We start from the raw sequence: 12,266 nt of genomic DNA, 5'->3' as shown, positions 1-12,266 counted from the left end.
TCGACATGACCATGACGGCGTGCGTGGAGCTGTACCGAACATCGGGGGTTGTCGATGGACTTCATGTTCTACGGGGCACCGGTGCTGATCATGGCCTTGGTCCTCTTCGTGGCGAGCCGCGTGATCCGTCGCTCGCTGGAGCTCAGGCGGGCCTGGAACAGCGGCCTGACCGCCGAGGCGCGTTGCCTGCGCACGTACACGACGACCAGCGGCGGCAGCGGCGACTCCTCCGTGCGCACGACCCTGCATCACGTCTACGAGTTCACGGCCCGGGGCGGGCGCACCATCCGTTTCGAGGAGGAGGGCGGGCCAGGGACGACGCTCGAGGGCGACATCGTCGTCGTGCACTACTCCGAGGGCGAGACGGTGAAGGCCACGGCCCACACGCCGAGCCGCGTCAGGAACACGGCGGCCACCGTGGGCATCCTGCTGTTCCTCGGGGTGGTCGTGCTGTTCTGCGTCGGCTTCATGGTCACGTACGCCGAGGTCTTGTCGGCGGGCGACTCCTTCATGGACGACGGACCCTCCGGCACCCAGGTGGACGAGCCCCCTGGGCTCGACGACATGCCGTACGACAAGGTGCCGTGACCTTCCGCGTCTGACGCTCCGCGTCTGACCCTCCACATCTGACGCTCCGTCAATTATGGTGCGCCCTCATGGGAGCCGAGAGCGTGCGGACCGTCGCGGAACTCGTACAGGAGCGGTGGGGCGACCACCGGCCGGGGCTGTGGTTCGAGGAGCGCTCCCTGACGCATCACCAGGTGGCCGCGGGTGCGGCGGCGCGGGCCGCGCTGTTGGGTGACCTGCTGCCGCCCGGCGCCGAGCCGCATGTGGGCGTGCTGCTCGACAACACCCCCGAATATCCGCTGTGGTTGAGCGGAGCCGCCCTGGCGGGCGCCGCCGTCGCCGGGATCAACCCGACCCGCCGCGGCCCCGAACTCGCCCGCGACATCCTGCACACCGAGTGCCGGGTCCTGGTCACCGAGCGGGCGCACCTCCCGCTCCTCGACGGGCTCGAACTCCCAGGCGTGCGACTGCTGGTGACCGACACGGAGGAGTACGAGGAACTGCTCGCGCCGTACGCGGACGCGCGCCCCGAGCCGACGAAGGCCGCCGCGCCGGACAGCCGCCTCCTCCTGTACTTCACCTCCGGCTCGACCGGCGCGCCCAAGGCGGCGATCTGCTCGCAGGGGCGGCTCGCGGCGGCCGGGCGGTCGCTGGTCGACCACTTCGGGGTGCGCGCGGACGACGTGCACTACATCTGCATGCCGATGTTCCACGGCAACGCCGTGATCGCCGACTGGGCACCCGCCCTCGCGGCCGGCGCGGGCGTCGCGCTGCGGCGACGGTTCTCGGCCTCGGGGTTCCTGACGGACGTACGGGCGTACGGGGCCACGTACTTCACCTACGTCGGACGGGCCGTGCAGTACATCCTGGCGACCCCGCCCCGCGCCGACGACCGGGACAGTCCGCTGCGCCTCGGCTTCGGGACGGAGGCCGGAGCGGTGGACGCGGCCGCGTTCGAGGAGCGGTTCGGGGTGCGGCTGGTGGAGGGGTACGGGTCGTCGGAGGGCGGGGCGGCGATCCAGCGGACGCCCGGCACGCCGAAGGGGGCGATCGGGCGGGCGGCACCCGGTGACGACCTGGCAGTGGTCGATCCGGTGAGCCGGGCGGAGTGCCCCGCCGCGGTCTTCGGGGCGGACGGGCGGCTGCTCAACGGGCGTGACGCGATAGGGGAGTTGGTGAACCGCGGGTCCAACCCCTTCGAGGGGTACTGGCGCAACCCGGCGGCCGACGCGGCACGGCGGCGCGACGGCTGGTACTGGACGGGGGACCTCTTCTACCGGGACGCCGACGGGTTCCTGTACTTCGCGGGGCGGACGGACGACCGGCTCCGCGTCGACAGCGAGAACCTCGCCGCCGCGGTGATCGAGAACATCCTCGCCCGGTACGCGGACGCCGCCGCCGTGGCCGTCTACGCGGTGCCGGATCCGGTGGCCGGGGACCAGGTGATGGCGACCCTCGCGTTGCGGGAGGGGGCGGACTTCGCCCCGCTCGGGTTCGCCGAGTTCCTGCTGGACCAGGCGGACTTGGGGACCAAGATGGCACCGCGCTTCGTGCGGGTCGTCGACCGTATGCCGGTCACCGCAACCAACAAGATCCACCGGGTCGGGCTGCGACGCGAGGGCTTCCGGTGCGCGGACCCGGTGTGGTGGCGGCCGCCGGGGGAGTCCGGCTACCGGCTTCTGAGCGGCGCGGATGTCGAGGGGCTGGAGGCCGAGTACCGGGCGCGGGGGCGGGAGGAACTGCTGGCGAGGTGACACGGGACGGGCGTGCGGTAGGGCTGGGCACGGGACGGGGATGGGACAGGGCTCGCATGGGGATCGGGTAGGGCTGGGCATACCCCCGGAACACCCGCTGCTCGTATGGTCCGGGCCGGTGGCGGCCGCCTACCGTGGGCGCGTGATCGACTTTCGCGGGCGGAACCCGCTGCGGGCGGCCGGGTATCTCGTCGGCGGGGTGCTGGTGGGTGCGCCGCTGCTCGTCGGCATGCTGGTGCTCGGGGTCGTCGGGGCAGCGCTGTCGGTCGTGCTCGTCGGGCTGCCGCTGCTGGTGCTGCTCGCGCTGTCGGGCGTACCGGTCGGGGCGCTCGAACGGTGGCGGTTGCGGCTGCTAAGCGGTCTCGGGGAAGTGAGGCACGCCCCCACGCCGCCCGGCACGGCACCTCGCCGCACTGCCGCATCACCCAAGTACGTCCAGTACGAGGGCGATGCGGCAGCACGCCGATGCACCGCACCGAACGACGCGGGAACGCACCCCACCTCCCGAGACCGCTTAGGCCCGGCAACCGTGCCGGACCCCCACCGCACTCCGCCGGAACCCGGCCTCACCGCCTGGGCCCGGCTCCGGCTGACCGAGCAGGCGACCTGGCGCGAACTGGCCTACGCCGTGCTGCTCGCGTTCGTGCTGTGGCCGCTCGACCTGCTGGTCCTGGCCTTCGCGTTGGCCGTGCCCGGCGCCATGATCGGGGCGCCGGTGCAGCTCGCGGTCTCGGCGGACACCAGCGGCGACACCCGCATCGTCAAGCTCTGGCTGATCGACAGCTACCCGCAGGCCGCCGTCTGCGCCGCCGCCGGACTCGTACTCCTCCTCGCCCTGCTGTGGCCGCTCACCCTGTACGCCCGTGCCCGCGCCGCGTTCGCCCGGCTGCTGCTCGCCCCGCGCGAGGCCGAGACCGAGCGGCGGCTCGCGGAGGTGACGCGGTCGCGGGCCCGGCTGGTCGCGGCCTTCGACGCCGAACGGCGGCGCATTGAGCGGGACTTGCACGACGGGGCACAGCAGCGGCTGGTCGCCCTGTCGATGACGCTGGGCCTCGCCCGCCTCGACGCGCCGCCCGCGCTGGCCGGGCAGCTCGCCGCCGCGCACGAGGAGGCGGGCCAAGTCCTCGGTGAGCTGCGGGAGTTGATCCACGGCATCCATCCGCAGGTGCTCGCCGACTACGGGCTCGCGGACGCGATCGCCGACGCCGCCGACCGGTCGCCCGTACCCGTCGAGGTGTCCCTCGAACTGCCCCGGTTCGCCGAATCCGTCGAGTCCGCCGCGTACTTCGCGGTCCGCGAGGCCCTCGCCAACGTGGGCAAGCACAGCGGGGCGACGCGGGCCCGGATCGACGGCTCGTACCAGGACGGGCGGCTGCTCATCGGCGTACGGGACGACGGGTGCGGCGGGGCCGACCCGGCCGCCGGGAGCGGGCTCACCGGGCTCGCCGACCGGCTCGCCGTCCTCGATGGCACACTGACCGTCACCAGCCCGGCCGGCGGGCCGACCGTTCTGCGTCTGGAGATTCCTTGCCCGAGTCGTTGAGGATCGTGCTCGCCGAGGACAGCGTGCTGTTGCGCGAGGGGCTCGTGGGCGTGCTGGAGCGGTTCGGGCACGAGGTCGTGGCGGCGGTCGGGGACGCGGACGCGCTCGTCGAGGCCGTGGCGGCGTACGACCCCGGACTCGTCGTCACCGACGTACGGATGCCGCCCGGATTCCAGGACGAGGGCCTGCGGGCGGCGCTCGCGCTGCGCGCCGAACGGCCCACCCTGCCGGTGCTCGTGCTCAGCCAGTACGTCCAACGGGCGTATGCCGCCGAGCTGTTGGACACCGGCGACGGCACCGGCGTCGGCTATCTGCTGAAGGACCGGATCGGGCAGGTCGAGCAGTTCGCGGAGGCGGTGGAGCGGGTGGCGGCCGGTGGCACGGTCGTCGATCCCGAGGTCGTACGGCAGCTGCTGCGGCGGCGGCGCGATCCGCTCGCCGCGCTGACTCCGCGCGAGCGGGAGGTGCTCGGACTGGTCGCCGAGGGGAAGTCGAACGGGGCGATCGCCCGTGAGCTGGTCGTCACCGAGGCCGCCGTCGGCAAGCACATCGGGAACATCCTGGGAAAGCTGGACCTGCCGCCGGCGGAGGACACGCATCGGCGGGTGCTGGCCGTGCTGGCCTACCTCCGGGGCTGAGCCCGGCCCCGGCGCAGGGGGCGGGTGGCGGAGCCCCGCTGGGCGCGGCGAAACCGCGCAGAAACGACGATGGCGGGTGGTTCGCGCTTTCCGCGAACACGCCTCGCCATCGACTTTGTGCGCCGCCAGGGACTCGAACCCCGGACCCGCTGATTAAGAGTCAGCTGCTCTAACCAACTGAGCTAGCGGCGCATGACTCTCGCCGACCGCTTTCGCGGCTGGCGACAGAGAAAATACTACCCGGTCCGCAGGGGTGCTCCGGACCGCGCGAATGTGCTCCGGACCACTTGGGACCGGCCGCTCGGGCACGGCCTCAGATCGCGAGGGAGAGCAGTACCGGTGCCGCGCCCTGGTTCAGCCTGTCCGCGGCGTCGCGCAGCCGGTGGGCGTCGGCCACCGGGAGCGAGAGGGCGAGGCAGCCCACGGCAGAGCCGGCCGTGATGGGGACCGCCGCGCAGACCGTGCCGACCGCGTACTCCTGGAGGTCGAGCACGGGCACGGTGGGTGCCTGGGCGTCGAGCCGGGACAGGAACACCCGCTCGTTCGTGATGGTGCGCGAGGTGAGGCGGGCCATCTTGTGGCGGGAGAGGTGATCACGGCGGCCGTTGAGGTCGAGCTGGCCGAGCAGGCTCTTGCCTATCGCGCTCGCGTGGGCCGAGGAGCGGAAGTCCACCCACTCGTTGACCGCCGGGGTGCTCGGGCCCTCGGCGCACTGGGTGACGTGGATCTCGCCGTCGACGTACCGGCTGATGTAGACGGCGGCGCCGACCGAGTCGCGCAGCCGGTCGAGGTTCCGCTGGAGCTGGGCGCGCAGGGCCTGGTCCCGGCCATGTGCGGAACCGAGCCTGCTGAGCGCGGCGCCGGTGACGTACGCCCCGTCGGCGACCTGCTCGACGTACCCCTCGCGGCGCAGCATCCGCAGGAGGGCGGTCAGGCGCTCGGTGCCGAGGCCGGTGAGGCGGGCGAGTTCGACGTCGGTGACGCCGCTTGTGTGCCGCGCCACGGTTTCCAGGACGCGCAGGGCGTCCTGGGCCGAGTGGTACGGCGCGGTCGGCTCGTGCTTCAGCGCCACGGTTGTCCCCCTGCGCTTTCTGGCCCGGCTTTCACATCAACGCAGCCCGGACGGCCGGGCCCCCTCCACGATAACCGCCAAGAGGCGGACGGGGAGGGGCTGTTGGCGAGATTGGTGGCGCATTCCAGTCCCCTCAACAGCGGTGCATTTCTCTGGCATATGCCAAAGTCATGCCCCGGCGGCCCGGCCTCGGACCTTGCCGTCTTCATTTCTTGAAGCACCTCTTGAAGTGCCTCAAGAGGTGCTTCAAGAAGGGCCTACAGCACCGCGCCGAGGAACTCCCGTGTCCGCTCGTGATCCGGATCACCGAAGATCTTCTCCGGCACCCCGGCCTCCAGGACGCGCCCCGAGTCGAACATCAGCACCTGGTCCGAGATGTCCCGGGCGAAGTTCATCTCGTGGGTCACACAGAGCATCGTGATGTCGGTGGTGCGGGCGATGTCCCGCAGCACGTCGAGGACGCCCGCGACCAGCTCGGGGTCGAGCGCCGAGGTCACCTCGTCGAGCAGCAGCACCTGCGGCCGCATCGCCAGGGCGCGCGCGATCGCGACACGCTGCTGCTGGCCGCCGGAGAGCTGGCTCGGGTACTTGTCGATGTGCTCGGTCAGCCCCACCAGTTCGAGCAGCTCGCGGGCCCGCTCCTCGGCCGCGTCCTTGGACATGCCGAGCACGGTGACCGGCGCCTCGGTGATGTTGCGCAGCACCTTCATGTTGGGGAAGAGGTTGAACTGCTGGAAGACCATCCCGATGTTCTTGCGGACCTCGCGGATGTGCTTCTCGCCGGCCGGGACCAGCTTGCCGTCCTTCTCCTGGTGGTAGAGGTAGTCGCCGTTGACCTTGATCGTGCCCTCGTCGGGCTTCGTCAGGGTCATCAGCAGGCGCAGGATCGTCGTCTTGCCGGAGCCGGACGGGCCGATCAGCGTGACGTGCTTGCCGGGCGCGACGGAGAAGTCGAGCTCGTCGAGGACCGTGTTGGCGCCGAAGCGCTTGGTGACCTTGTCGAACCGGATCAGCTCACTGCCGTCCGCCGCCGGATTGGCGTCGGAGTTGGCGTCGGGATCTTTCATCAAAGGCGTGTCAGCGGACAAGACGTCGCTCCAGGGCTCGCATGAGGAGGGAAGCCGGATAGGAAATGAGGATGAAGGCCACACCGATGACCGTGAGCGGCTCGGTGAACTGGAAGTTCTGCTGCGCGAACAGCCGCGCCTCGCCGAGCATGTCGAGGACGGTGATCGCCATCAGCAGGGGTGTGTCCTTGAGCATCGAGATGACGTAGTTGCCCAGCGCGGGCACCACGCGGCGGATCGCCTGCGGCAGGATCACCGCGGTCCAGGTGCGCCGCATGGGCAGGTTCAGTGCCGTGGCCGCTTCCCACTGGCCGGCCGGCACGCCCTCGATACCGGCCCGGTAGACCTGCATCGTGTACGTCGAGTAGTGCAGCCCGATGGCGACGACACCGGTGGTCATCGCGGAGAACGTGATCTCCCACTCGGGCAGCACGTAGAACAGGAAGAACAGCTGCACCAGCAGCGGGGTGTTCCGGATGAACTCCGTGACGACCCCCACCGGCCAGCGCACCCAGCGGCTCGGCGCCCGCATCAGCAGCGCCCACACCAGGCCGAGGGCGAAGGAGATCAGCGAGCCGAGCACCAGGGCCTGCAGGGTGACCAGCAGTCCGTCCCAGAAGTGCGGCATGAAGTCGCCGACCGCGTCCCAGTCCCACTTCATCAGGCACCACCTCCGGCGCCGGCGCCGACGCCCGTGGTCTCCGGCCGGGGCATCGCGAGCTTGCCGCGACGCTCAGGCGCCTTGCCGATCCCGGCCTTCAGCCGCTTCTCCAGACCGCGCATGATCCGCGTGAGCAGGAAGGCGATCACGAAGTAGATCAGCAGGATGTACGTGTAGATCTCCGCGCTCTCCTGCAGTGCGAGCCGCACCAGGTTGCCGCTGAACGCCAGATCGCCCATGCCCATGATCGAGACCAGGGCCGTGCCCTTGAGCAGCTCGACCAGCAGGTTCGAGAAGGGCGGGATCATCTCCGGCACCGCCTGCGGCAGCAGGATCAGCCGCATCCGCTGCATGGGCGTGAAGCTCAGTGCGATACCGCCCTCGCGCTGCGCCGGGTCGACGGAGTTCAGGGCGCCGCGCACGATCTCGGAGCCGTACGCCCCGTAGGTCAGCCCCAGCGCGAGTGTGCCCGCCCACATCGGGACCAGCTGCCAGCCGAAGGCGGGCGGCAGCACGAAGAACACCCAGAAGATCATGATCAGCGCCGAGGTACCGCGGAACACCTCGGTGTAGAAGCCCGCGAGGAAGCGGACGATCCACAGCCTGTGAGTGCGTGCGATGCCCACCACGAAGGAGACGACCCCGCCCAGCAGTGCGCTGAAGAACAGCAGCTGGACGGTGATCCAGATCCCCTTCAGTACCAGTTCCCAGAGTCCCGATGTCATCCGCCGCACAACTCCTTCGCGGTCATATCGGTCATCTCTTTCTCTGTGAAGCCGAAGGGCTTGAGGACGCGGAACAGCTCACCGCTCTCCTTCATCTTGTGGAGCTCGACGTTGAAGGCGTCCCGCAGCTTCGTCTCGGTCGGGCGGAACGCGAAGCCGCCGCCGTCGACGTGCGGCTTGCCGTCCACGAGAGGGGCGAACGGCTCGGTCACCTCGGTACTGGCGGACTTCTTGACGACCTCGCGGGTGGTCAGCGCCGTGCCGGCGAAGACGTCGACACGGCCCGCCTCCACGGCGTTCAGTCCCGCGACCTGGTCGGGGACGATCAGGATGTCGCTCTCCTTGTACCCGGCGTCGACCGCGTACTGGATCTCCGCGTAGCCGGTGCCGGTCGCGAACTTGGCCTTGGACTCCACGACGTCCTTGTAGTCGTGCAGGTTCTTCGGGTTGCCCTTGCGCACGATGAAGGCGTCGAGCATCTGGTAGTCAGGATCGGAGAAGATCACCTGTTCGCAGCGCTCGGCGTTGATGTACATCCCGGCGGCGACGACGTCGAACTGCTGGGAGTTCAGGCCGGGGATCAGCGAGCCGAACTCCGTGGGCACGGGCTGGACGCTGTCCACCCCCAGCCGTTTGAAGATGACCTTCGCGAGTTCCGGGGCCTCGCCGGTGAGCTCTCCGTTCTTGTCGATGTATCCGAAGGGGATCTCGCCGGCGATACCGAGGCGTACGACACCCTGGGCCTTCAGCCGGTCCAGGAGATCACCGCCCTCCGTACCCGACGCCGTGGCCACACGGCTGCAACCCGCGGCGCCGAGCGCGCCCAGCGCCGCGACGCCGGCCAGCAGTGACCGGCGGCTCGGACCGCGTTTCCCTACTTCTGCCGAAGCTTCCTTCGCGTCGTTCCCAAGTGGTGGAGCCATGGGCGCGCGGCTACCCGGGACCATGCGAGTTATGCGGATCAGTTTGCGCCCCTGTTACGGCGGGTGCGCTCTTGACCCCGGGTGGACCATGGGAATCATGGCCGACCGCTACATCGACGTCTCCCTGTCCAAGCGCGGAGTCCACTGCACCGCGAAGCTCCTCGACGACCGCGCGCCGATCACCTGCGAGGCGGTGTGGAACGCGTTGCCGCTGGGCGGGGACGTGTACCACGCGAAGTATGCCCGCAACGAGATTTATGCCCTGTTCCCGGCGTTCGCCCCCTCTGAACCGCCCCTCGAGAACCCCACCGTCACCCCCATCCCCGGCGACCTCTGCTACTTCTCCTTCTCGGGTACGCAGCTCGGGACGCAGTCGTACGGGTACGGGGGCGCCTCGGGGGTCCAGGCCGGTACGCCGGTGATCGACCTGGCCCTCTTCTACGAGCGGAACAATCTGCTGCTCAACGGGGATGTGGGGTGGGTGCCGGGGATTGTGTGGGGGCAGGTGGTGGAGGGGCTGGATGGGATGGCGGAGGCTTGTAACGACTTGTGGCGTGGGGGTGCGCTGGGGGAGACGCTGAGTTTTCGTCGGGCCTGAGCGCATGGGGTAGTGCCGGGTAGTCCCTGAGCTGCGGGCCGGTGGGGGCTGGTCGCGCAGTTCCCCGCGCCCCTACAGGGGCGCGGGCGGGGTGATCCCCGCGACCCCCGCCGCATACAACGCGTGCGCCGTCCGCAGGACCAAGTCGTCCCTGTGGCGGGCGGCCACGATCTGCAAGCCCACCGGTAGCCCCTCCCTGTCCACCCCGACCGGGACCGTCGCCGCCGGCTGCTGGGTCATGTTGAAGGGGTATGTGAACGGGGTCCAGCCCGTCCACCGGCGGTGGCCCGAGCCGTGCGGGACCTCCGCGCCCGCCTCGAACGCGGTGATCGGGATCGTCGGGGTCACCAGGACGTCGTAGGTCTCGTGGAAGTGGCCCATCCGGCGTCCGAGGTCCATGCGTACGTCCACCGCGGCGAGGTAGTCCAGGGCGCTGAAGCCCGCGCCCAGCCCGCAGATCTCCCGCAGCCCCGGGTCCAGCAGCTCCCGCTGGTGCGGGCCGAGTCGCTGGGTGACCCGGGCCGCCCCGCTGAACCACAGCACGTGGAACGCCTCGACGGGATCCGTGAGGTCGGGGTCGGCCTCCTCGACGTACGCGCCGAGGGAGGCGAGCCCCTCGACCCCGCGCCGTACCGCCGCCGCGACCCCGGGCTGGACGGCCACCTGCCCGCCGAGGGAGGGCGAGTAGGCGACCCGCAGTCCCCTCACGCCGCCCTCGAGACCGTCCGCGTACGAACCGCTCACCGGGCCGAGCTCCGACCAGTCGCGCACGTCGGATCCGCTGATGACGTCCATCATCAGCGCCGCGTCCGCGGCGTCCCGCGTCATCGGCCCGACGTGCGCCAACGTGCCGAACGCGCTCGCGGGATACAGCGGCACGCGCCCGTACGTCGGCTTCAGGGCGAAGATCCCGCAGAAGGCGCCCGGGATGCGGACGCTGCCGCCCCCGTCCGTGCCGAGGGACAGCGGGCCGGCGCCCAGCGCCACGGCCGCCGCGCTCCCGCCGCTCGACCCGCCCGACGTGCGGGACAGGGCGTACGGATTGCGCGTCACCCCGGACAGCGGTGAGTCCGTGACGCCCTTCCAGCCGAACTCGGGCGTCGTCGTCCGGCCGATGAACACGGCCCCGTGTTCGCGCAGCCGCGCGACGGACGGCGCGTCCTCGTCCCAGCGTCCTTCCACCGGCACGGTCTTCGAGCCCCGCAGGGTCGGGCCGCCCCGCATCAGCAGGATGTCCTTCACCGAGACCGGCACCCCGTCCACCAGCCCGGCCGGCTCACCGCGCCGCCATCGCTCGTCGGAGTCCCGCGCCTGCGCGAGCGCGGCCTCGGCGTCGAGGCGTACGAACGCGTTCACCGCGGGCTGGACCTCCTCGGCCCGGCGCAGCGCGGCCCGCGCCACGTCAACGGGGCTGAATTCGCCCTTGCGGTATCCCTCGACGAGTCGTACGGCCGTCAGCTCGGTGAGCTCGGTCATCCGCCCTCCAACGTGTGTCAGTGGCCAGGTACGTATCCACGCTGCTTGTCGACGACGTTCGGCAGCGGCTTGCCCGCCTCCCAGAGCTCGTACAACTCCACGAACTGCGTGCCGAGCTCGTCCCGCCAGCCCACGATGTCCCCGCTCATGTGCGGCGACACGATCAGGCCCGGGACCTCCCACAACGGGCTTTCGGGCCCCAGCGGCTCGTGCTCGAACACGTCGAGCGCCGCTCCCGCGATCCAACGGTTCGTGAGCGCCCGGGCCAGCGCTTCCTCGACGACAAGCTGCCCGCGTCCGACGTTCACGAAGCGCGCGGACGGCTGCATGAGCCCAAAACGCCGCGCGTCGAACATGCCGTACGTCTCGTCCGTGAGCGGTGCCGCGGACACCACCCAGTCGGCGCGGGCCATCAGCCGGTCGAGTTCGTCGGGGCCGTGCACCCCCTCGCGCGGGGTGCGCCCGACGAGCGCCGTCGTGATGCCGAGGGCCTGGAGCGTTCGCTCGATCGCCCGCCCGATCGGCCCGGAACCCACCACGCACGCGCGCGTGCCCGCGATCCGCTGGGACTCGCGGTGCCGCCACTCCCGCGCCCGCTGCAGCTCCCAGGTGCGCGGCAGATCCTTGGCCATGGCGAGGACGAGCGCGGCCACGTACTCCGCGATCGGCTGGTCGAAGACGCCGCGGGCGTTCGTCACGACCGTGTCGGACGCGGCCAGTTCGGGGCACATGAGGTGGTCGACGCCCGCGCTCGCCGTGTGCACCCAGCGCGGCCGCGGTCCCTCGCCGGGCCAGGCCCGGCGCACCGCGTGCGAGGTGAAGTCCCAGACCAGCAGGACGTCGGCGGCGGGCAGCAGCGCGGCCAGCGTCGACTCGTCGGCGTGCTCGATCCGGGCTCGCCCGGTGAGCCGTCCGAGCCGGGGCGGCGGCTCGGCGTCGAGCACCAGCAGGGTCGTCTTTTCGGCCATGTGGGGGGACGTGGGAGCGGTCATCGGGGGGAAACCGTTTCGCAACGCGGGTCCGCTTCTCTGGAATCTATGGCACTCGTGCGGGACATCGGCCACGCCTTCTGAGATCGGGCACGCCGTCTGAGATGCGCGGATTGACCACGCTCGCACCGGAACCTACCTTCGTCAACAAGGGCTCGTTTTCCGTGGGATTCCCGGAGTCCCGCCCGCTTCCCTGTCCCGACGTCCCGGCACGCGCCGGCTTCTGTCCCCCGGCCTCCCGGCCGGTCTCCAC

Annotated in this window: 12 protein-coding genes and 1 tRNA gene; 5 read left to right on the top strand and 8 right to left on the bottom strand. The window is 70.8% G+C overall.

What is annotated here, in order from left to right; genetic code table 11:
- Positions 1-54 precede the first annotated feature (54 nt).
- From GAS53_RS06510 to GAS53_RS06490, 4 genes are all read left to right on the top strand, one after another.
- Positions 55-588, top strand: a complete 534-nt coding sequence (locus GAS53_RS06510; protein WP_225858780.1) for a hypothetical protein — start codon at positions 55-57, stop codon at positions 586-588.
- Between the two features lie 68 nt (positions 589-656).
- Entirely contained in the window at positions 657-2,321 is a 1,665-nt protein-coding gene (locus GAS53_RS06505; RefSeq protein ID WP_151476478.1) for an AMP-binding protein, read from the top strand.
- 142 nt (positions 2,322-2,463) lie between these two features.
- A complete protein-coding gene (locus GAS53_RS06495) occupies positions 2,464-3,864 on the top strand; it encodes a sensor histidine kinase (RefSeq protein ID WP_225858779.1) in 1,401 nt (466 codons plus the stop codon).
- On the top strand, positions 3,849-4,502 hold the full coding sequence (locus GAS53_RS06490) for a response regulator (RefSeq protein WP_151476477.1): 654 nt from the start codon (positions 3,849-3,851) through the stop codon (positions 4,500-4,502). The genes GAS53_RS06495 and GAS53_RS06490 overlap by 16 nt, the downstream gene beginning before the upstream one ends.
- Positions 4,503-4,620: 118 nt before the next feature.
- Here GAS53_RS06490 and GAS53_RS06485 read toward each other — a convergent pair.
- The 6 genes from GAS53_RS06485 to ehuB all read right to left on the bottom strand — a co-directional run bounded on the left by GAS53_RS06485 (position 4,621) and on the right by ehuB (position 8,950).
- Positions 4,621-4,694: transfer RNA gene (locus tag GAS53_RS06485), tRNA-Lys, on the bottom strand.
- Between the two features lie 121 nt (positions 4,695-4,815).
- Positions 4,816-5,574 carry an IclR family transcriptional regulator gene (locus GAS53_RS06480; protein ID WP_151476476.1) on the bottom strand — a complete coding sequence of 253 codons (759 nt, stop codon included), beginning with the start codon at positions 5,572-5,574 and terminating at the stop codon, positions 4,816-4,818.
- Positions 5,575-5,831: 257 nt separating this feature from the next.
- Positions 5,832-6,641: an ectoine/hydroxyectoine ABC transporter ATP-binding protein EhuA gene (gene ehuA / locus GAS53_RS06475; protein WP_151476475.1), complete on the bottom strand. Its 810-nt coding sequence runs from the start codon at positions 6,639-6,641 to the stop codon at positions 5,832-5,834.
- 10 nt (positions 6,642-6,651) lie between these two features.
- Complete coding sequence (gene ehuD / locus GAS53_RS06470; RefSeq protein ID WP_151476474.1) at positions 6,652-7,302, bottom strand: ectoine/hydroxyectoine ABC transporter permease subunit EhuD; 651 nt, start codon at positions 7,300-7,302, stop codon at positions 6,652-6,654.
- The gene (gene ehuC / locus GAS53_RS06465) at positions 7,302-8,027 is read right to left on the bottom strand and encodes an ectoine/hydroxyectoine ABC transporter permease subunit EhuC (protein WP_151476473.1); all 726 of its coding nucleotides are present in this window, start codon (positions 8,025-8,027) and stop codon (positions 7,302-7,304) included. The genes ehuD and ehuC overlap by 1 nt, the downstream gene beginning before the upstream one ends.
- A complete protein-coding gene (gene ehuB / locus GAS53_RS06460) occupies positions 8,024-8,950 on the bottom strand; it encodes an ectoine/hydroxyectoine ABC transporter substrate-binding protein EhuB (protein ID WP_151476472.1) in 927 nt (308 codons plus the stop codon). The genes ehuC and ehuB overlap by 4 nt, the downstream gene beginning before the upstream one ends.
- A gap of 97 nt (positions 8,951-9,047) precedes the next feature.
- Between ehuB and GAS53_RS06455 the strand changes: the two genes are divergently transcribed.
- The gene (locus tag GAS53_RS06455; RefSeq protein ID WP_192582992.1) at positions 9,048-9,548 is read left to right on the top strand and encodes a DUF3830 family protein; all 501 of its coding nucleotides are present in this window, start codon (positions 9,048-9,050) and stop codon (positions 9,546-9,548) included.
- A gap of 72 nt (positions 9,549-9,620) precedes the next feature.
- Here the strand turns inward: GAS53_RS06455 and GAS53_RS06450 are convergent, their stop codons facing one another.
- The gene (locus tag GAS53_RS06450; RefSeq protein ID WP_151476470.1) at positions 9,621-11,024 is read right to left on the bottom strand and encodes an amidase; all 1,404 of its coding nucleotides are present in this window, start codon (positions 11,022-11,024) and stop codon (positions 9,621-9,623) included.
- 17 nt (positions 11,025-11,041) lie between these two features.
- Complete coding sequence (locus GAS53_RS06445) at positions 11,042-11,992, bottom strand: D-2-hydroxyacid dehydrogenase (RefSeq protein ID WP_404829181.1); 951 nt, start codon at positions 11,990-11,992, stop codon at positions 11,042-11,044.
- Positions 11,993-12,266: the final 274 nt, after the last annotated feature.

The sequence above is a fragment of the Streptomyces albicerus genome, assembly GCF_008905045.1.
Lineage (GTDB): Bacteria > Actinomycetota > Actinomycetes > Streptomycetales > Streptomycetaceae > Streptomyces > Streptomyces albicerus.
Note: the sequence above shows the minus strand (reverse complement) of the source record. Positions and strands in the feature narration are given on the sequence as shown.